20 protein-coding genes and 1 tRNA gene are annotated in these 16,660 nt (G+C 59.8%); 4 read left to right on the top strand and 17 right to left on the bottom strand.

The genetic code is table 11. The annotated features are described in order from the left end of the window. The first annotated feature begins 203 nt into the window (after nt 1-203). Together aroQ and ACGYKA_RS19715 are read left to right on the top strand one after the other, a co-directional pair. Nucleotides 204-641, top strand: coding sequence for a type II 3-dehydroquinate dehydratase (aroQ, locus tag ACGYKA_RS19720; protein WP_271687280.1), 438 nt, complete (start codon nt 204-206; stop codon nt 639-641). Continuing rightward, nucleotides 641-1,396: a LuxR family transcriptional regulator gene (locus ACGYKA_RS19715; protein ID WP_394415427.1), complete on the top strand. Its 756-nt coding sequence runs from the start codon at nt 641-643 to the stop codon at nt 1,394-1,396. Before aroQ ends, ACGYKA_RS19715 begins: the two co-directional genes overlap by 1 nt. 308 nt (nt 1,397-1,704) lie before the next feature. On the opposite strand, the gene tsf is transcribed toward ACGYKA_RS19715, so the two are convergent. The 5 genes from tsf to ACGYKA_RS19690 form a co-directional block, all read right to left on the bottom strand. After that, nucleotides 1,705-2,580, bottom strand: coding sequence for a translation elongation factor Ts (gene tsf, locus ACGYKA_RS19710; RefSeq protein WP_067262078.1), 876 nt, complete (start codon nt 2,578-2,580; stop codon nt 1,705-1,707). A gap of 98 nt (nt 2,581-2,678) precedes the next feature. Then, the gene (rpsB, locus tag ACGYKA_RS19705) at nt 2,679-3,554 is read right to left on the bottom strand and encodes a 30S ribosomal protein S2 (protein WP_067262080.1); all 876 of its coding nucleotides are present in this window, start codon (nt 3,552-3,554) and stop codon (nt 2,679-2,681) included. 155 nt (nt 3,555-3,709) lie between these two features. Further along, nucleotides 3,710-4,558: a 1-acyl-sn-glycerol-3-phosphate acyltransferase gene (locus ACGYKA_RS19700; RefSeq protein WP_271687282.1), complete on the bottom strand. Its 849-nt coding sequence runs from the start codon at nt 4,556-4,558 to the stop codon at nt 3,710-3,712. Beyond that, on the bottom strand, nt 4,555-5,313 hold the full coding sequence (locus tag ACGYKA_RS19695) for a GNAT family N-acetyltransferase (RefSeq protein WP_271687283.1): 759 nt from the start codon (nt 5,311-5,313) through the stop codon (nt 4,555-4,557). Before ACGYKA_RS19695 ends, ACGYKA_RS19700 begins: the two co-directional genes overlap by 4 nt. A gap of 148 nt (nt 5,314-5,461) precedes the next feature. Further along, entirely contained in the window at nt 5,462-5,647 is a 186-nt protein-coding gene (locus ACGYKA_RS19690; RefSeq protein ID WP_067262087.1) for a DUF3553 domain-containing protein, read from the bottom strand. Nucleotides 5,648-5,676: 29 nt separating this feature from the next. On the opposite strand from ACGYKA_RS19690, the gene ACGYKA_RS19685 reads away from it, so the two are divergent. Continuing rightward, a complete protein-coding gene (locus ACGYKA_RS19685; protein ID WP_394415425.1) occupies nt 5,677-6,279 on the top strand; it encodes a histidine phosphotransferase family protein in 603 nt (200 codons plus the stop codon). Nucleotides 6,280-6,282: 3 nt separating this feature from the next. Here the strand turns inward: ACGYKA_RS19685 and ACGYKA_RS19680 are convergent, their stop codons facing one another. From ACGYKA_RS19680 to ACGYKA_RS19645, 8 genes are all read right to left on the bottom strand, one after another. After that, on the bottom strand, nt 6,283-7,548 hold the full coding sequence (locus tag ACGYKA_RS19680; protein WP_394415423.1) for a glutamate-5-semialdehyde dehydrogenase: 1,266 nt from the start codon (nt 7,546-7,548) through the stop codon (nt 6,283-6,285). A gap of 28 nt (nt 7,549-7,576) precedes the next feature. Further along, nucleotides 7,577-8,683, bottom strand: a complete 1,107-nt coding sequence (gene proB / locus ACGYKA_RS19675) for a glutamate 5-kinase (RefSeq protein ID WP_394415421.1) — start codon at nt 8,681-8,683, stop codon at nt 7,577-7,579. Further along, complete coding sequence (gene obgE / locus ACGYKA_RS19670; RefSeq protein ID WP_271687287.1) at nt 8,671-9,705, bottom strand: GTPase ObgE; 1,035 nt, start codon at nt 9,703-9,705, stop codon at nt 8,671-8,673. The genes proB and obgE overlap by 13 nt, the downstream gene beginning before the upstream one ends. 30 nt (nt 9,706-9,735) lie before the next feature. Beyond that, nucleotides 9,736-10,272 (bottom strand): GNAT family N-acetyltransferase, encoded by a 537-nt coding sequence (locus tag ACGYKA_RS19665; RefSeq protein WP_067262104.1) that lies wholly within the window; start codon nt 10,270-10,272, stop codon nt 9,736-9,738. A gap of 296 nt (nt 10,273-10,568) precedes the next feature. Next, nucleotides 10,569-10,838, bottom strand: coding sequence for a 50S ribosomal protein L27 (rpmA, locus tag ACGYKA_RS19660; RefSeq protein ID WP_067262095.1), 270 nt, complete (start codon nt 10,836-10,838; stop codon nt 10,569-10,571). 12 nt (nt 10,839-10,850) lie between these two features. Next, nucleotides 10,851-11,537, bottom strand: coding sequence for a 50S ribosomal protein L21 (locus ACGYKA_RS19655; protein WP_067262097.1), 687 nt, complete (start codon nt 11,535-11,537; stop codon nt 10,851-10,853). Between the two features lie 205 nt (nt 11,538-11,742). Continuing rightward, nucleotides 11,743-12,552 carry a DUF2059 domain-containing protein gene (locus ACGYKA_RS19650; RefSeq protein WP_394415419.1) on the bottom strand — a complete coding sequence of 270 codons (810 nt, stop codon included), beginning with the start codon at nt 12,550-12,552 and terminating at the stop codon, nt 11,743-11,745. Then, the gene (locus tag ACGYKA_RS19645; RefSeq protein ID WP_394415417.1) at nt 12,552-13,394 is read right to left on the bottom strand and encodes a DUF2059 domain-containing protein; all 843 of its coding nucleotides are present in this window, start codon (nt 13,392-13,394) and stop codon (nt 12,552-12,554) included. The genes ACGYKA_RS19650 and ACGYKA_RS19645 overlap by 1 nt, the downstream gene beginning before the upstream one ends. Nucleotides 13,395-13,539: 145 nt before the next feature. On the opposite strand from ACGYKA_RS19645, the gene ACGYKA_RS19640 reads away from it, so the two are divergent. Continuing rightward, nucleotides 13,540-13,629 (top strand) — tRNA-Ser (locus ACGYKA_RS19640). A gap of 264 nt (nt 13,630-13,893) precedes the next feature. Here ACGYKA_RS19640 and ACGYKA_RS19635 read toward each other — a convergent pair. The 4 genes from ACGYKA_RS19635 to ACGYKA_RS19620 all read right to left on the bottom strand — a co-directional run. Then, complete coding sequence (locus ACGYKA_RS19635) at nt 13,894-14,991, bottom strand: site-specific integrase (RefSeq protein WP_276153285.1); 1,098 nt, start codon at nt 14,989-14,991, stop codon at nt 13,894-13,896. Nucleotides 14,992-15,479: 488 nt separating this feature from the next. Then, the gene (locus ACGYKA_RS19630; RefSeq protein ID WP_394415415.1) at nt 15,480-15,902 is read right to left on the bottom strand and encodes a hypothetical protein; all 423 of its coding nucleotides are present in this window, start codon (nt 15,900-15,902) and stop codon (nt 15,480-15,482) included. Beyond that, nucleotides 15,890-16,276 (bottom strand): hypothetical protein, encoded by a 387-nt coding sequence (locus ACGYKA_RS19625; RefSeq protein ID WP_394415413.1) that lies wholly within the window; start codon nt 16,274-16,276, stop codon nt 15,890-15,892. Before ACGYKA_RS19625 ends, ACGYKA_RS19630 begins: the two co-directional genes overlap by 13 nt. 84 nt (nt 16,277-16,360) lie before the next feature. Beyond that, the coding region (locus ACGYKA_RS19620; RefSeq protein WP_394439829.1) for a transposase at nt 16,361-16,660 on the bottom strand (300 nt) is incomplete at its 5' end.

The following is a 16,660-nucleotide window of genomic DNA, read 5'->3' as shown; positions in this document are numbered from 1 at the left end:
AAAGCCTTGCTACCGTCGCGCCCAGTAGTGACATTCCTGCTTTGCAAACCCAGTGACATTTCTGAATGGTGTTTACAGCATATCACAACGCCAGCCCTGTTGTTGCGATTTTCTCGCCACAGTAGCACCGCAATGCCACCTGACGCTGGACAGCGCCAGTTTTGCTCCGTTAACACTATCTAGATGATTTAATGTGAGTGATTATGGCGTCTGTACTTATTTTGAACGGCCCGAACCTGAACCTTTTGGGCACGCGGCAGCCTGAGGTCTACGGCAAGACCACCTTGGCGGATGTCGAGGCGCTCTGTGCCGAGGAAACCGCGCGGCTCGGTCTGGAGATGGAGTTTGCGCAGTCGAACCACGAAGGCAGCCTGATCGATCTGATCCATGCGGCCCGCGGCCAACATGCTGGTATCATTCTGAATGCCGGCGCCTATACCCATACCTCCATCGCGCTGATGGACGCCATCGCCTCTGTCGAACTGCCGGTGGTCGAAGTGCATCTGAGCAATATCCACGCGCGTGAGAGTTTCCGCCACACGTCCTATATCGCACCTGTGGCCCTTGGACAAATCTGCGGCTTTGGCGTTCATGGCTATGTTCTGGCAATCCAAGCCCTTCAACGTCATATCGGAAGCTGATGATCTTGCGCGACTATTTGCATCAGATCGCGCATAGCCCGACAATCGAAGAGCTCTGGGATGCCCATACGCGACAGATGGCTGACTATGGATTCGACCGGCTGATCTACGGGTTTACGCGCTACCGCACACCGACCTCTTTGGGCGACCCGGCGGATTTCGTGATTTTGAGCAATCAAAGCGCGGAATACCTCAACGGCTACCTGCACAGCGGGCTCTACTTCAATGCGCCGATGCTGCGTTGGGCACTCAACAACGAAGGCGCTTGTAGCTGGGGCACCTTGGCGGAGATCACGCAGCGCGAGGGCCTGTCGGAGACCGAAAAACGGGTGATCGACTTCAACGCCAGCATGGATGTGACGGCGGGCTATACGATCAGTTTCCGCTCGATCTCGGCCCGGTCCAAGGGGGCGATTGCGCTAACGGCGCGCCGTGGCCTGTCTCAGGATGAGGTGGATGCGATTTGGAAGAAGCACGGCGCTGACATTCAGCTGATGAATGAAATCGCGCATCTGAAGATCCTCTCCCTGCCCTATAGCAGCCCCAACCGCAGCCTCACGCGGCGTCAACTGGAGGTGCTGCAATGGGTCGGAGATGGCAAGACCACGCAGGATATCGCCCTGCTGATGGGCCTGACGGCGCCTACGGTCGAAAAACACCTGCGCCTCGCGCGGGAGGCTTTGTCGGTCGAAACGACGGCCCAGGCGGTGCTGAAAGCGGCCTTCGCGAACCAGATGTTTGTGATGGATCCGTAATATATTAGGGTATGGAATACCTTACTGGCACCTCAGGTAGTAGATGGCCATGGTCCGCCAGTATCGCGGGTGTTCGCACCTGCGGTACGACGGGCCTTAAATCCTTGTAATACCAAGGCGCTTTTTGGCTCGCCGGTCTCAGTCAGGTTTATTTTTCGCCTGGCTGACCGGATCCTTCCCCTGCCCCATCCAGAACCTGCCCTGATACTTCGAGCCGTCGTTTTTATCGGCGTCCCTATCGGTGATTGGCCACGAAAAAGGGCGGCGCATCGGAATGCACCGCCCCATATTCATCATGTCGAGAAGGCTTAGCCTTTCGCGGCTTTCGCCACTTCTGCTGCGAAGTCTTCTTTGACGACTTCGATGCCTTCGCCAACTTCCAGACGCACGAAACCGGTGATGGTCGCGCCCGCTTCTTCAGCGGCCTTGCCGACGGTCAGGTCAGGGTTCACGACGAAGGACTGGTTCACCAGTGTCACTTCGGACATGTACTTCTGCATGCGGCCGGTGATCATTTTCTCGATCACGGCTTCGGGCTTGCCGCTTTCGCGGGCGATGTCCATCTGAACCTGCTTTTCTTTCTCGACCACGGCCGGGTCCAGATCAGCTTCGGACAGCGACGCGGGGTTCACAGCGGCGATGTGCATCGCGATCTGTTTGCCCAGCTCTTCGTTGCCACCGGTCATGGCGACCAGAACGCCGATCTTGCCCATGCCGGGCGCGGCTGCGTTGTGCACGTAGGAGACCACGGTCTCGCCTTCGATGCTCTGCATGCGGCGCAGGGACATGTTCTCGCCGATTTTGGCGATGGCGTCTGTCAGGGTGGTTTCAACGGATTTACCGTCGATCTCAGCCGCTTTCAGCGCTTCGACATCGTCCACTTTCAGCGCGGCATCGGCGATGTTGCTGACCATGGATTGGAATTCAGCGTTCTTGCCGACGAAGTCGGTTTCGGAGTTCACCTCAACCGCGACACCGTGACCGCCTTCGACCTTAACAGCCACGAGACCTTCGGCAGCGGTACGGCCGGATTTCTTCGCCGCTTTGGCCAGACCTTTGGTGCGCAGCCAGTCGACAGCGGCTTCCATGTCGCCGTCGTTTTCTGTCAGTGCCTTCTTGGCGTCCATCATGCCTGCGCCGGTGCTGTCGCGCAGTTCCTTGACCATGGATGCTGTGATTGCCATCTCTTGGTTCTCCTTTGGAAATCGGGTGCAGGCCCAAGGCCCGCCTCTGGTGGAAATCGGGGCAGGTTACCCTGCCCCGTGTTTCAGGTCCGTGACGCTTAGCCTTCGGCTTTGGCGACGGTCTCTTTCTTGGATTCGATGTCCAGCGGCGCGTCTTTGCCCATGGCATCGTCATGCAGAGTCTCTTCGGACGCGTTGCCGATTTCGACGCCGGTGCTTTCTTCGCTCACGGCTTCTTCTTCGGGGGCCTCTTCCATGGCGCCCAGATCAACGCCTGCTGCACCCAGCTGAGCCGACATGCCGTCGAGAGCAGCGCGCGATGCCAGATCGCAGTAGAGCGCGATGGCGCGGGCCGCGTCGTCGTTGCCGGGGATGATGTAGTCAACACCGTCGGGCGAGCAGTTGGTGTCAACCACGGCCACAACCGGGATGCCCAGCTTGTTGGCTTCTGCAATGGCCAGCGACTCTTTCTTCACGTCGATGACGAAGAGCAGGTCAGGACGGCCGCCCATTTCGCGGATACCACCCAGCGACGCTTCAAGCTTCGCTTGATCGCGTTCCATGCCAAGACGCTCTTTCTTGGTCAGGCCTTCGAAGCCGCGCTCGGACTGTTCGTCGATATTTTTCAGGCGGTTGATCGACTGCGAAACGGTCTGCCAGTTGGTCAGCGTACCGCCGAGCCAACGGTGGTTCATGTAATACTGTGCGCATTTCTCTGCGGCGTCAGCGATCGGCTGGGCGGCCTGACGCTTGGTGCCGACGAAGAGAACGCTGCCGCCTTTGGCGACGGTGTCACGGATCACTTTCAGCGCTTCGTCCAGCATGGGGACGGTCTGTGTGAGGTCCATGATGTGGATGCCGTTGCGCGCGCCGTAGATATACGGGCCCATGCGGGGGTTCCAGCGCTGTGTCTGGTGACCAAAGTGTACGCCTGCTTCAAGCAGTTGGCGCATGGAGAACTCAGGAAGAGCCATGTCTTTATACCTTTCCGGTTTAGCCTCATCGGGGGTATGACAGCCTCATGCTGCCAACCGGCGGACGATCTGGGATTTCTCCCCAAAAGGCCCAACCCCGACTGCGGGTTCAAGTGGGGCGCATATAGGCCAGCGCGCGGCGCAGCGCAAGGGGCTTATTGCAGGCGCGGCCCGCCATCGGCTCCTGCCTGAGCATGGCCCGCGCGCACGATCGCTTCGCAGCGTTGCGCCAGCGCCTTGCGCCCGGTGTATTCCGCCACCTGCAACGGCGGGTGATAGACCACCTCGACCGCGCCTTGCCGAGCCGCGGCCAGCGTCGTCAGCAGATGCGCGCCAAAGGACATATCCCCCCACCAGCCATAAAACCGCGGATCTTCACCCTGCGGCGCGTGGTAGATCACGCTGACGGGCTGCACCGCGATCTCGTCCCGCAAGGCCGGGTCAAAGAAGGCCTCGAATAGCGTAGTCTTGAAGGGAAGCACTTGCAGCCCGTCGGTGCTGGTGCCCTCGGGGAAAAACAGCAGCTTATGCCCGGCCAAAAGACGGGTCCGAAACACCTCCGTCTGGTTGCGCGCCTCGGCCCGGTCGCGGCGGATAAAGACGGTGCCCGTCGCCCGCGCCAGCCAGCCGATGCCGGGCCAGCCCGCGACCTCGGATTTGGAGACGAAATAGATCCGTTTGGCCGCGTTCAGCGCGAAAATATCGAGCCATGAGGTATGGTTGGCCACCACCGCGCCGCGCCGTTCCATCGGGGTGCCGCGGCGGATAAAGCGCATGCCCAGCACCCAGAACGCCGCGCGGCATACCATCTGCGTGATATGGGGGGTGATGGGCCGATGCAGGCCAAAAATTGGCCGCTCGACCAAGCGCAGCAGCAGCAAGACCAGTAACCCGCCGAAAACCAAAAACGCCAAGACCGCGCCGCGGAGCATGACGCGCAGCATCCCTGCAAGCGTCAAACGCCGCTCTGGCGGCGGCTGGTCGCTGCCCCAAGTCGTGCTCATGCAGCACTCCCGTTATAGAACCGCATCTGCCGCGCGCTCATCTGTTTCGTATCAAGGATCAGGCAAACGTCCGTGGTGTTGAAGGCCCGGTCGATATAGGCCCCCTCGCCCACGGTCCCGCCCAGCCGTAGGTAGGCTTTGATCAGGCTCGGCACCGCCAGCATGGCCTTGCGCCGGTCCAACTCGGGCTCGGGGATCAGGTCCATGGGCGCGTAATCACGCGCGCGGACCCGCAGTTCGGGCGGCGCCAAATGCCGGTGATGCAAAAGCGAAAGCGGCTCGGCCAGAGCCGCGGTGTCGGTGCCATGAAAGCTCGCCACGCCAAAGAGAACCTCGATCTCATATTCGGCAACATAGCCTGCTAGCGCGGCCCAAAGGTGGTGCATCGCCGTGCCACCGCGATAGGCGGGGTCAAGGCAAGAGCGCCCCAATTCCAACAGCTTACGCCCCGACTGGACAAGCGGCGCCAGATCATATTCCGCCGCCGAATAGAAGCCCCCTGCCCGTGCGGCCATATCGCTCCGCATCACTCGGTAGACGCCCGCCAATTTACCGCTGCGCCGGTCGGTCAAAAGCAGATGGTCAAAGTAGGGATCGAACCGGTCCCGCTCCAACCCGGCGGCATGATCCACCATCGGGCCGCCGCCGCCCAACTCGCGCACGAAAACGTCGTACCGCAGCCGCTGTGCCGCCTGCACATCGGCCTCCGTCTGCGCTAATCTGACCTGAAAATCTGCTGCTACGCCCCGCGGCATCGGCCAATCCTATGCCCGAAATGAAAGTCTCCGCCTGATAGGCAATCGGTAGCGCGGGCGCAACAGTTGCGGGGAAAGCGGAAATCGGCTACTCTCCCTATGGTTGCTTTAAGAAATTTTTCTTCCACCATTAAGGATTTGGAAAGGGTCATCCCTCATCAAAGACCGGCATTAATTCCAAACGAAAGCTGTCTATGACCACTTTACCTTGGTCACGAAAGTTGACCGTCACTTTGCCGCCGATATTGCTTTGCACCTGTCCCGTGCCCCATTCGGGATGCTGCGGATGCATCACCAACATGCCCGGCGTCAGCAGCGCGTTCAGATCATCCATGCCATTTCCAATCATTCCGAGGGGCCACCATGGGCCAGCTTAACATTGACCTGCCCACCCTGATCGGCAGCCGCATTTGCCACGACTTGATATCGCCAATCGGGGCCATCAACAACGGGCTTGAATTGCTTCAGATGGCGGGCACCGGGGCCACCCCGGGGCCTGAGCTTGCCTTGATCGGTCAAAGCGTCGAAAGCGCCTCGGCCCGGATCCGCTTTTTCCGCATCGCCTTTGGGGCCGCGGGCGATCAGACCATGGGCCAGAACGAGGTGACTTCGATCCTACGTGATCTCTATGCCGCCTCAAGGGTTGAGATTGATTGGCAGGTTACAAGCCCGCAATCACGCAATGGCGTGCGGATGGCCTTCCTCGCGCTGCTCTGCATCGAGACGGCCCTGCACCACGGCGGGCGGATCACCATCGGTGAAGAGGCGGGCCGCTGGTCCCTAAAGGCCGAGGCTGACAAGATCGCGATAGACCCTGAACTTTGGGCGCTGCTGACGCAGACCGGCGCGGACAGGCGGCTACAGCCCGCGCAGGTTCAATTCGCGCTTTTGCCAATGCTGGCCGAAGCACAGGGGAGAGAAATCACGCTTGACAGCGGCGAAACGGCACTGACCCTCTCGTTCTAAAGGTCAGCCGCGCACCGTCCCCTCGCCACGCACTAGGTATTTAAAGCTCGTCAGTTGCGCCGCACCAACAGGGCCGCGGGCATGAAGCTTTCCCGTGGCGATGCCGATCTCTGCGCCCATGCCGAACTCTCCCCCATCCGCGAATTGGGTCGAGGCGTTATGCATCAGGATCGCGGAATCCAGCCCACTGAAGAACGCCGCGGCGGTCTCGGCATTCTCGGTCAGGATGCAATCGGTATGCCCCGATCCATACTGGCGAATATGCGCCATCGCAGCGTCCAGATCGGGGACGACCCGCGCCGCGACGATCATATCGAGGTATTCTTGCCCCCAATCCGCATCGCTGGCCGGGACCGTGCCGGAGACATCCTGCAAGGCCGTATCGGCGCGCACTTCGACGCCTGCGTCGATCAGCGCCCGGATCACGCCATTGCCAATGGTCTTGGCGACATCCTCATGGATCAAAAGACATTCCGCCGCGCCGCAAATGCCCGTCCGTCGTGTCTTGGCGTTCAGCACGACCTTCAACGCTTTTTCGGGATCCGCCTCGGCGTCGATATAGATGTGCACGATGCCTTCCAGATGGGCAAAGACCGGCACCCGGGCCTCACGCTGGACCAAGCCGACAAGCCCCTTGCCGCCGCGCGGTACGATCACGTCGATGGTATCGGTCATCGTCAGCATCTCACGCACCGCCGCCCGGTCGCGCGTCGGGACCAATTGCACCGCGTCTTCGGGCATGCCCGCATCCCGCAGCCCCTGTTGCAGACAGGCGTGGATGGCGCGCGATGAATGAAAGCTTTCCGACCCGCCGCGCAGGATCACCGCATTGCCCGCTTTGAGACAAAGCGCGCCCGCATCCGCCGTCACATTGGGGCGCGATTCATAGATCACGCCGATCACGCCAAGCGGGGTACGCACGCGCTGAATGTTAAGGCCCGAGGGCTGGTCCCATTCAGCGATCACCTCACCCACCGGATCGACCTGTTCCGCGACCGACCGCAGCCCGTCGACCATGCCGCGAATACGCTCTTCGTTCAACATCAGCCGGTCCATCATGGCATCCGACAGCCCCTTGTCGCGGCCAAAGGCGAGGTCCTGCTCATTGGCGGCAATGATCTCGGCCCGGTTTTTCCAGACCGCATCAGCAGCGCTGATCAGGGCGGCGTGTTTCCTCTCGGCCGTGGCGGTCGCCAGTTGCGCTGCCGCTGCGCGGGCGCGGGCGCCGATATCGGCCATCAGTTCAGAGATATTCTGGATGTCGTTCATAGCCTTATGCCCCTGTCTTCATCTTCGCCTAAAGCGCCATATCGTCCCGATGGATCAAAGCCGCCCGCCCGGGATAACCCAAAAGCGCCTCGATCTCTGCGCTCTTGTGGCCCTTGATCTGCCCGATCTCCCCCGCCGAATAGCGGCTGAGACCATGACCCACCGCATGACCGGCGGGGTCATACATGGCAATGCTATCGCCCCGTTCAAAACGCCCCTCAACAGCGGTCACCCCGGCCGGCAAGAGGGATGTGCCCCGCGCCAAAGCCGCCACGGCTCCGGCGTCCAAGGTCACCGCCCCGCGCGGCTTCATCGCGGCAATCCAGCGCTTACGCGCGGCTTGTGGGTCACTCTGCGCGCTGAACCAAGTGGCATTCGCCCCACTTTCAAGCGCGGTGAGCGGGCGCATGACGAACCCATCGGTGATCGCCATGGCACAGCCCGCCGTTGTCGCCGTGCGCGCGGCCATCAGCTTGGTTTTCATGCCACCTTTGGACAGGCCCGACCCGGCATCACCGGCCATCGCCTCAATCTCGGGCGTGATGCTATCGATCACATCATAGCGTTTCGCGGTCGGGTCCTGTGAGGGGTTGGCACTGTAGAAACCATCCACATCGGAGAGCAAAATCAACTGATCCGCGCCCACCGTCACCGCAATCTGCGCGGCGAGACGGTCATTGTCGCCAAAGCGGATTTCATCAGTCGCGATCGTGTCATTCTCATTTACGATGGGCACGACGCCGAGCGAGAGCAGCTGCTCCAAGGTCGCGCGGCTGTTGAGGTAGCGCCGGCGGTTGGCGCTGTCCTCCAACGTTACCAGAACCTGCGCCGTGGTGATGCCATGGGGGGCCAGCACCTCTTCATAAGCCCGGGCCAGGCGGATTTGCCCCACCGCCGCGGCGGCCTGCGCCTGTTCCAGCGCCAAGACGGTCGGCGGGAGGCCCAGAACACCCCGGCCAAGCGCGATGGAGCCAGACGATACCAGCACAACATCGCAGCCCAAGCCCTTGAGCCATAAGACATCTTGCGCCAATCCGGTCAGCCAGTCTCGGCGCAGATTGCCGCTATCGCGGTCCACCAGAAGGGCGGAGCCGATCTTGATGACGACGCGGCGGGCGGTGCTTAGGGTTGCCAAGGTGTCTCTTCCTCGGTGCTGCGGAAACGCAGGCGGTCTTCGTCGATGTTCTGGCGCAGGGTGCGCAATACTTCCGTCACGCCTTCGCCAGCCACACTGGACATCATCATCACGCTGCCGCCGGAAGCTTTTTCCAATTCTGTCAAACGGCTTGCGCGCTCTTCCTCATCCAGTGCATCAACTTTGTTCAACACAGTGACACGCGGCTTTTCCGCCAGATCGCCACCATAGGCTTCCAGCTCTCCGATGATGGTGTGGTAATCCTCCGCCACGGTTTCGGAGGTGCCATCGATGAGGTGCAACAACACCGCACAACGCTCGACGTGGCCAAGGAAAAGATCGCCCAGACCCCGCCCCTCGGAGGCGCCTTCGATGAGGCCGGGAATATCCGCCACCACGAATTCAGTGTTATCGACACCGACCACGCCAAGGTTTGGGTGCAACGTGGTGAACGGGTAATCGGCAATCTTAGGCCGCGCGTTCGACGTGCTTGCAAGGAAGGTCGACTTGCCCGCGTTGGGCAGGCCCAGCAAGCCGACGTCGGCGATCAGCTTGAGCCGCAGCCAAAGCGTCCGCTCAACCCCTTCCTGCCCGGGGTTCGAGCGGCGGGGGGCTTGGTTGGTCGCGGATTTGAAGTGCAGGTTGCCCCAGCCGCCATTGCCGCCGCGCGCAAGCTGCACGCGCTGGCCAAGCTCGGTCAGATCGGCGATGACGGTCTCCTGATCCTCGTCGAGGATCTCCGTGCCCACGGGCACCCGCAGGATGATATCCTCACCGTCCTTACCGGTGCGCTGTTTGCCCATGCCGGGCTGGCCGTTCTTGGCAAAGAAGTGTTGCTGATAGCGAAAGTCGATCAGCGTGTTCAGCCCATCGACCGCCTCGGCCCAGACCGAGCCGCCGGTGCCGCCATCGCCGCCATCCGGGCCGCCATATTCGATATATTTCTCACGCCGGAACGACACACAGCCGCCGCCCCCGGCGCCGGATCGGATGTAGACTTTGCACAGGTCGAGAAACTTCATGGTCTTGCCTTTCAGGCACGGGAAACGGAGCTACAGCTTGCGGCTATAGGTCCATGTGGGTACGGCAGCATCGCGGGCCAAGCAATAGGTTTCCGCGTCGCCGAGATAGACAAAACCCGCATTGGTCAGCACCTTGGCCGACGCCGGGTTGTCATGGAAAACAGAGGCAAAAAGCGCGTCATTGCCCAAGGGGTTGGCGTTTACCAAAGCCTGCACCGCGTCAGAGGCAAGATGCGTGTTCCAGAACGCCGGTGCCACCCAATAGCCGATTTCGGATTGGTTGCGATCCAGCCGGGTGAGGGAGATCACGCCCATCACTTCGGAACTGTCCGCGCGGGTGCCATCCATGACCCAGACGTCTTCTTCACGGTCATCGGACATGGCGCGGGTGACATAGGCCTCGACACTGCCGGGCGGCAGCGGATGCGGGATCGAGGATGTCGCGTTGGCGACCCGCGGGTCGCTGGCATACATCTCAATCATGCCCATGTCGGACCGGCGCACCGGGCGCAGGTCAAACCGCTCTGTCTCAATAAGGGGTTGGTTCACAATCGCTTCCAACTGCATCGTCATGTTCCTCCTCCGAACAGACTGGATTGGGGGCCTTTGGCCAGACGGGCCGCCCCTGCCCCGATCGCGCGTAACCCGCGCGCCGAGGCGTTGACACATTCGACATATTCCTCCCTGCCGAATGTAACGACTTTATCAAAATTCAGCCGCGGTCCGCAAAGAGCGGAGAAACGGCCCGCCAGGCCAATGGGCCCTGAACTGGAAAATAAAAACATCGGGGGTCTTTCCGAAAAAGAAAAAGGGACCGGCGGTATCGCCGATCCCTGATTTTTTCAAACCCTTTGGGGTACGGCTTATTCAGCGGCCTCCGCGCGTGGCAGAACCGAAATGAACGTGCGGTTTTTCAGACCTTTGTGGAAGGTCACAGCGCCGTCGACGGTTGCAAAGATCGTGTGATCCTTGCCCATGCCAACGCCTTCGGCAGGCCAAAACTTGGTGCCGCGCTGACGCACGATGATGTTGCCGGGGATGACGGCTTCGCCGCCGTATTTTTTCACGCCAAGGCGACGACCAGCTGAGTCGCGCCCGTTACGGGATGAACCGCCTGCTTTTTTATGTGCCATCTCGGTCTCTCCTTAGCCTTTGGTCTTTTCTTTGGCCTGTTCGACCCAGCCTTCACGCTGGATACGGCCTTTGAAAGACAGTTTCTCGTCAACTTCAGCGATATCCGCTTCGGTCCATGCTGCGATTTGAGCGAAGGAGGTGATGCCCGCTTCGTGCAGCTTTTTCTCAAGTGCGGGGCCAACGCCGCTCAGCGCCTTCAGGTCGTCCGCGCCGGCTTCCGACATCTGGTCGGCTTTCTCGGCTTTCGGAGCGGCCTTGGTGGCTTTCGCCTTCTTGGCCTTCTTGATCTGCGCAGCCTCATCGGTCTTGCCGGTGATGGCAGCCACGGCGGCGGCGCTTACGGAGCCTGTGCCGACAGCTTCGGATACGCCCGACTTCTCTGCGCCCGAGGCGAGGATGTCGGTGATCTTGACCAGCGTCAGCTTTTGACGGTGACCCTTGGTCCGCTTAGAAGAGTGCTTCCGGCGGCGCTTGACGAAGTTGATGACCTTTTCGCCTTTGATTTGATCGACGACTTCGGCCTGAACGCCTGCGTCTTTGACCGTGGGCGCGCCGAGCACGGGGCTGTCGCCGCCCAGCATCAGAACTTCGTTGAACTGGACTGTTTCGCCAGCATTGGCCGCAATACGTTCAACGCGCAGCATATCGCCTGCTTGAACCTTGTATTGCTTGCCGCCTGTCTTGATGACCGCAAACATGCGTCTTCCTTTTCTGTCATCCGCGTTCTGTGGCCCCGCTTGGGAGTTTGTGGATGGCTTTCCGGCCGATCCGCCTCGAACAGCGCGCCCATGGAGCGTCATTAAAAAACAATCCCGAAAACGGATTACCCTCCGGGATGCGGGCTTATCTTCGGAATGGCGGGGCAAGTCAAGTAGGTTTTCTTGGCCCTGCCCCGTGGGCCTGTCAGAGGCTTTCGGCCACCATATTCAGCGCCAATGCGCGCCCCAGCCCGTAAGAGATATCCTCATAGGCCCGACCGAATCCGTCGAAAAGCCCGTGATTGAGCGCCCGGCCCGCCGGTGTCTCGGCAAAGGCCGCATATTGCGCGATCTCGGCGTTGGTCAAAGGGTGATAGGCCAGCAGCATATAGGCGTGCAACCAGACGGAGGTGTCTTCGGTCACCGCGTCCAGATCGGCGCCAACATCGGCCAAGAGGTCTTCATCACTGTCCTCCAGCGCGCCGCCATCGCGCATGCCGCGCAGGAATTGGAAATTGCTGTTGAGCGCCGTGCCGACATTGCGGTCGATCATATCGGAAGCGTCGATCAACCGGCGGATCAAAGTCACCCGGGTATCACCGTCCCCCGCCAGCACCCCATAGTTCGCCCGCGCGATCTGCTCGATCTCAGGCTCGGCGATGGCGGCGCGGGCGGCATTCTCCAGCCCCACAATCCGACGCCCCAGTTCGGTGGAATAAAAGGCGATCGCCTTTTCGACCCCCTCCGCCGTCATCGTCTCTTCCAAGGCGCGGCGGACCATTTCGACCATACGCTCGGGATCGTGGATGCTTTCGACCTGCATCTGCCAGGCTGGGCCACCCTGCCCGCCCAGCATGTCTTGGTTCAGCACCTCCGCATGGGCCTGCCCTTCGTCGCTGAGGATCACCGCCGCTTGGCGAAGCTCCAACAGATCGACCAGCACGGTCATCCGCGCATCGGCCCAAGCGGGCAGCGCCAGAAGCCACAAAAGCGGCGCGAAAACCAAAGCCCGCATCAGATGTCCTGACTAGGCTGCATGGCCGCAAGCCGCGCGGCCACGGCCTCGAACCGGTTGGCCATGATCTCATATTGAACTGCGTTCATCAGCGTATAGACCTGCTGCATCTTGGGATGCTCCAACGCCTCGGCATAGGCGGCAAGGTCTTCGTCCGAGAAGGATTGATAGGTATAGGCGGCGTTGGCCAGCGCGTTGGCGGCGATCTGCGCGCCCAGCTCATCCGCCTGCGCCCGCATCGCCTCGCGCAGGTCCGGCTCTTCCATCTGCAATTCGATCACCCCGGCCGCCGCGGCGGCCAGAAGGAAACGAATCTGCACCTCTTGAATGGCCCGGATCGAGATTTCCTCGACATCGCTGGCCACGTTCAAGCGCCGCAGGGTCTCCAACCGGGGGGAGCCGATCCGCTCAAGCCCCGCGATGATGGCGGCACCGCTTTCGGCCTTCAGCCCATCATCCTCAGCCATATGCGCTTTGTTCTCGACCGCCACCAAACGCTGGCCCAGATCGGAGGCATAGAATCCGGCGGCATGATCCAACAGGTCATCGCTGAGCGTCTCGGCAAGGATATCCATCGCCATGTCATGCATCAACTCGGTGTCAAAGACATCGCGCACCAGCCGCGACCACTCCGAGCCGAAATCCTCGCTTTGCAGCCCTAACATCTCAGGCGCGGAATCGGCGGACAGGCGGATGCTCTCCAACGCCACGTCAAAGCCGGTTACCTCCAAAAACCGCTCCAACGCGCCGCGATCCGCCGCCCGCAGCGGCAGGGCAAGCGCGACGAGCAGCATCAACGCCATGACAAAGGGGGCTGCAATCATTCGGTTTTGGCGAAACATGGGCGGTCCTTTCGCAGAATTCTGCCTTTAAACTTAGGCTCTACCAGCCTCGGCGCAACGAAAATCCCCAAACTTTCAATTGATGCGCAAAACCCCTCTTGCCACTGCTGGAAAAGGCGACTAAACGGACCCCCCAGACCCCCGCGGAGAGGTGCCGGAGTGGTCGAACGGGGCGGTCTCGAAAACCGTTGAGCCTTCACGGGTTCCCAGGGTTCGAATCCCTGTCTCTCCGCCACTATCCCCCTGATAAGATTGAATTGTTTCGAAATATCAGGGTGTGGTGCGTATTCCTCTATGCGCCGTTAGATCAAGCAAAGGTGTCATACTATGACCCCTTTTTGCGCTTCTGACGATGCCGACTATGCCCCATTTGTCAGGTCTATGCTCCTGTCCAAACCATATGGGCCGTGCTTGTTGTCTTGGGCATTCCTTTCCACAGCAAGAAAAGAGGGACCTTGCTGGCGCAAGATCCCCCCGATGTCTCAGCTCTATGCTCTCTTTACCGAAAACCGTTGTCTCCGTCTGAGCGCACATGGTCCTGCTGCTGTTGAGAAAGATAGCGAAGATAGTATCGCTCTGTCGTTTTGACCGAGTCATGACCAATGTATTTCTGAACCCTGTAAACCGACCACCCTTCGCGCAGCCGATCGATCGCAAACCTGTGGCGCAGATCATGAAGGCGCGCGCCAAAATCCGTTTCCTGCCCATACTCCCAGAAAAGGTTAGAGGGGTCCTGATAGAACCCATGTTCTGTTTTGTTCCAAAACACGTATGCCGATGCGTTCGAACGGGGAACCTTCAACAGGATGTCAATTGCCTCCTGTGTGAGCTCGATGGTTCGAACTTTTCCACCCTTCGTAAAGCGCAAGGTCGCGAGCACATTCCCCTCGAACGGCTTTTCTAAGCCAACGATGTCTCGCCATTGCAGCAGCGCCATCTCGGTCACCCGTCCGCCAGTGGCACAAAGGAAGCTCGGGAAATGCGCCAACGTGCCGGGCGCGCGCTCCGACAGCTTCGCAATCGCTTCATCTGTGGGAATCTCGATGTCAGGGAGCACTTCTTTCATCCCTTGTTTCTCGAATGCACTGACTGGGTTCGCATCAACCCAGCCATCATTCTTGATCGCTCTCATCAGCTGACCGAAAGCTGTCAGATCACGATTGATCGTGGCTACAGATACTTGCTCATCCCGACGTCGAGCTACGAACTCGGAAACGATTGAGACATCAACTTCAGATGCCGAGATGCTGCGGATGTCACGATCGAGATCTGTAAAGATTTTATCCAGAACCCGAAGGATTTGTCTAAGGCTGCATTGGTAACGCTTGCGGGTTTCAGCGCTCCATCCAGAGCCCACTTGGCCCAATGCTTCGTAGAATTTGACCCAGCCAGCGGAGAACGTCCATTCGAGTTCTCCCGCCTCCTCCATTCCACGCAACTCTTTCACGCGGCTCTTGGCTCTTTTTTCCGCGACGCGAAGAGATGTTGTTCGAAGAGACTCTCGGTGGGTGTGGCCGTTGATCTTGACGCGGAGCCAGTAGAATTTCGAGGCTTTCTGTTTGAAGACGTTTTTCGGGAGTTTAGTTTTGATTGACATGTGCTGCCCTCTTTAATCCATTGAAGGGCCAAGTCGTGATCGAACGTCCAGAGACCGCCGTGTTTGGCGGCTCCTGGGATCCGGTTGTTCGCGGCGTGCTGCGTGATCGCCCTCTGGGACAAACCACTCAGCCTTGCAACGACACTCGCCTTGAGCCTCGGTTTCATCGTGTCGAGGACATTGGCCATTTCTTCGGAAACCAAAGTTGGGGTTTGATAGTTTTTTCTGGGCATGGGTTTTCGCTCCACCACGTGTTGCTTGCGAGGAGGAAGTGAGCTTCGGATCGTCTGCATGAAGTTGGTTTGATTGGCGAGTTTTGGGGGCACGGAACATGCTGGGATGACAGCGCTATGTCCGCTGAAGGAAGTCGCTGTATGGGCATAGAACTACCATCGCCCAGGAAATCGCACATTGACCATGCGTGAGAGAGCGCGCCATACCACTCCCGGCGAAGAAGTTCGGCCGCCCCCCCCCGGCCGAACCAGCTATTAGCGGATTTCTACGGCCAGTTTTTCGGCTTCTCGCATCATCATGACCGTCGAGACGCGCCTTTCCAGCGTTAGGAGGGCTTGCTGAAGCAGGAGGAGCGCGTGACCGCGTTCACTCACATGGGTCTCTTCCCACGCCCCAGACATGGAACATTCGTCGAAGTGGATCGAAGTCCGTGTCTCCGCAGCGATGCTCGCCTCCAGGCTGTTAGCGATCCCACGCAGAAGTTCGGCGTTCCGCGGAGAAAAAAGAGCTGCTGCAGACCCGCCGCATGACATCGCGAGGATCGGCCTGAGCAGGTCGCTATCGAGATCACAATCGTTTCCGATTGCCGCATGGGCTGCGGTAACTGCGCGAACTGCTTTAAGCGCGTCGTAGATAACGAACGAAACGCAATTCGACTGTGCGGTCAGATCTTGCATGATGCACCATCCTTGTTACCGGTCGATCCCCGGCCTGCCTGAGTTGCGGTCTGCATTAAAGCCTCGGAAAAATTTACTGCAAGGATGCGGATCTCATCGAGATGAGACGCCTCGGGATTGCATTCTTCCATGCACGGTGGCTCGCTGCTGTCCACATCGGGAACAACTTCCCCCGCGAAAAGCGCGCTCAACTCGTGTGCCTCCTTAAGGACACGGCGCGTGATTGGGGATCGGTGGCTCAGATCGTCCAGCAGGCACCCTGCCCGGCGCTGCCAGACCGGTCCACCCAACCGCAAGGCGGCATATTGGATCGCTTGACGATAGTCTCCCGCAAAGCGGTGCAGCGCAGTGGCTGGCTGTGGGGTTTCGAACATAAAGTTCTCCCTATTATGCCTCGGCAGGATTGGGGAGTATCCGAAACTCTGTGTATGAGGCTCAGCCCATGCAGTTGAAACGGGTCATATGTTGAACCGTTCTGGGTATAGGATAGCGAACTGGTTCCGTGCAGCAACCCATTCTCTGACGGCCCTGCCAGTCTTCTCGAAGCTGCGGATCGCCAGGTAGATTAGCTTTGTCGCGGCGTCATCTGTCGGAAAGCTACCGCGTGTTTTGGTGGTTTTCCGGATGACGCGGTTCAGGCTTTCGATGGCGTTGGTAGTGTAGATGATTTTGCGCACCGCTTGTTGATTGTCACTGAGAACTGACCCGGTATTTTCACCGAGATTTGACCCACCCTCAGTTATGCGTCGTGGTTTATG

Source organism: Sulfitobacter sp. 1A15106, assembly GCF_043556995.1.
Classification (GTDB): Bacteria; Pseudomonadota; Alphaproteobacteria; order Rhodobacterales; family Rhodobacteraceae; genus Sulfitobacter; species Sulfitobacter faviae.
This window is presented reverse-complemented; position numbering and strand designations above follow the sequence as displayed.

What these genes read in the sequence shown, in the direction of transcription:
- aroQ (WP_271687280.1), top strand. Translation starts at nt 204, where the DNA reads ATGGCGTCTGTACTTATTTTGAACGGCCCGAACCTGAACCTTTTGGGC.
- ACGYKA_RS19715 (WP_394415427.1), top strand. Translation starts at nt 641, where the DNA reads ATGATCTTGCGCGACTATTTGCATCAGATCGCGCATAGCCCGACAATC.
- tsf (WP_067262078.1), bottom strand. Translation starts at nt 2,580, where the DNA reads ATGGCAATCACAGCATCCATGGTCAAGGAACTGCGCGACAGCACCGGC.
- rpsB (WP_067262080.1), bottom strand. Translation starts at nt 3,554, where the DNA reads ATGGCTCTTCCTGAGTTCTCCATGCGCCAACTGCTTGAAGCAGGCGTA.
- ACGYKA_RS19700 (WP_271687282.1), bottom strand. Translation starts at nt 4,558, where the DNA reads ATGAGCACGACTTGGGGCAGCGACCAGCCGCCGCCAGAGCGGCGTTTG.
- ACGYKA_RS19695 (WP_271687283.1), bottom strand. Translation starts at nt 5,313, where the DNA reads ATGCCGCGGGGCGTAGCAGCAGATTTTCAGGTCAGATTAGCGCAGACG.
- ACGYKA_RS19690 (WP_067262087.1), bottom strand. Translation starts at nt 5,647, where the DNA reads ATGGATGATCTGAACGCGCTGCTGACGCCGGGCATGTTGGTGATGCAT.
- ACGYKA_RS19685 (WP_394415425.1), top strand. Translation starts at nt 5,677, where the DNA reads ATGGGCCAGCTTAACATTGACCTGCCCACCCTGATCGGCAGCCGCATT.
- ACGYKA_RS19680 (WP_394415423.1), bottom strand. Translation starts at nt 7,548, where the DNA reads ATGAACGACATCCAGAATATCTCTGAACTGATGGCCGATATCGGCGCC.
- obgE (WP_271687287.1), bottom strand. Translation starts at nt 9,705, where the DNA reads ATGAAGTTTCTCGACCTGTGCAAAGTCTACATCCGATCCGGCGCCGGG.
- ACGYKA_RS19665 (WP_067262104.1), bottom strand. Translation starts at nt 10,272, where the DNA reads ATGCAGTTGGAAGCGATTGTGAACCAACCCCTTATTGAGACAGAGCGG.
- rpmA (WP_067262095.1), bottom strand. Translation starts at nt 10,838, where the DNA reads ATGGCACATAAAAAAGCAGGCGGTTCATCCCGTAACGGGCGCGACTCA.
- ACGYKA_RS19655 (WP_067262097.1), bottom strand. Translation starts at nt 11,537, where the DNA reads ATGTTTGCGGTCATCAAGACAGGCGGCAAGCAATACAAGGTTCAAGCA.
- ACGYKA_RS19650 (WP_394415419.1), bottom strand. Translation starts at nt 12,552, where the DNA reads ATGCGGGCTTTGGTTTTCGCGCCGCTTTTGTGGCTTCTGGCGCTGCCC.
- ACGYKA_RS19645 (WP_394415417.1), bottom strand. Translation starts at nt 13,394, where the DNA reads ATGTTTCGCCAAAACCGAATGATTGCAGCCCCCTTTGTCATGGCGTTG.
- ACGYKA_RS19635 (WP_276153285.1), bottom strand. Translation starts at nt 14,991, where the DNA reads ATGTCAATCAAAACTAAACTCCCGAAAAACGTCTTCAAACAGAAAGCC.
- ACGYKA_RS19630 (WP_394415415.1), bottom strand. Translation starts at nt 15,902, where the DNA reads ATGCAAGATCTGACCGCACAGTCGAATTGCGTTTCGTTCGTTATCTAC.
- ACGYKA_RS19625 (WP_394415413.1), bottom strand. Translation starts at nt 16,276, where the DNA reads ATGTTCGAAACCCCACAGCCAGCCACTGCGCTGCACCGCTTTGCGGGA.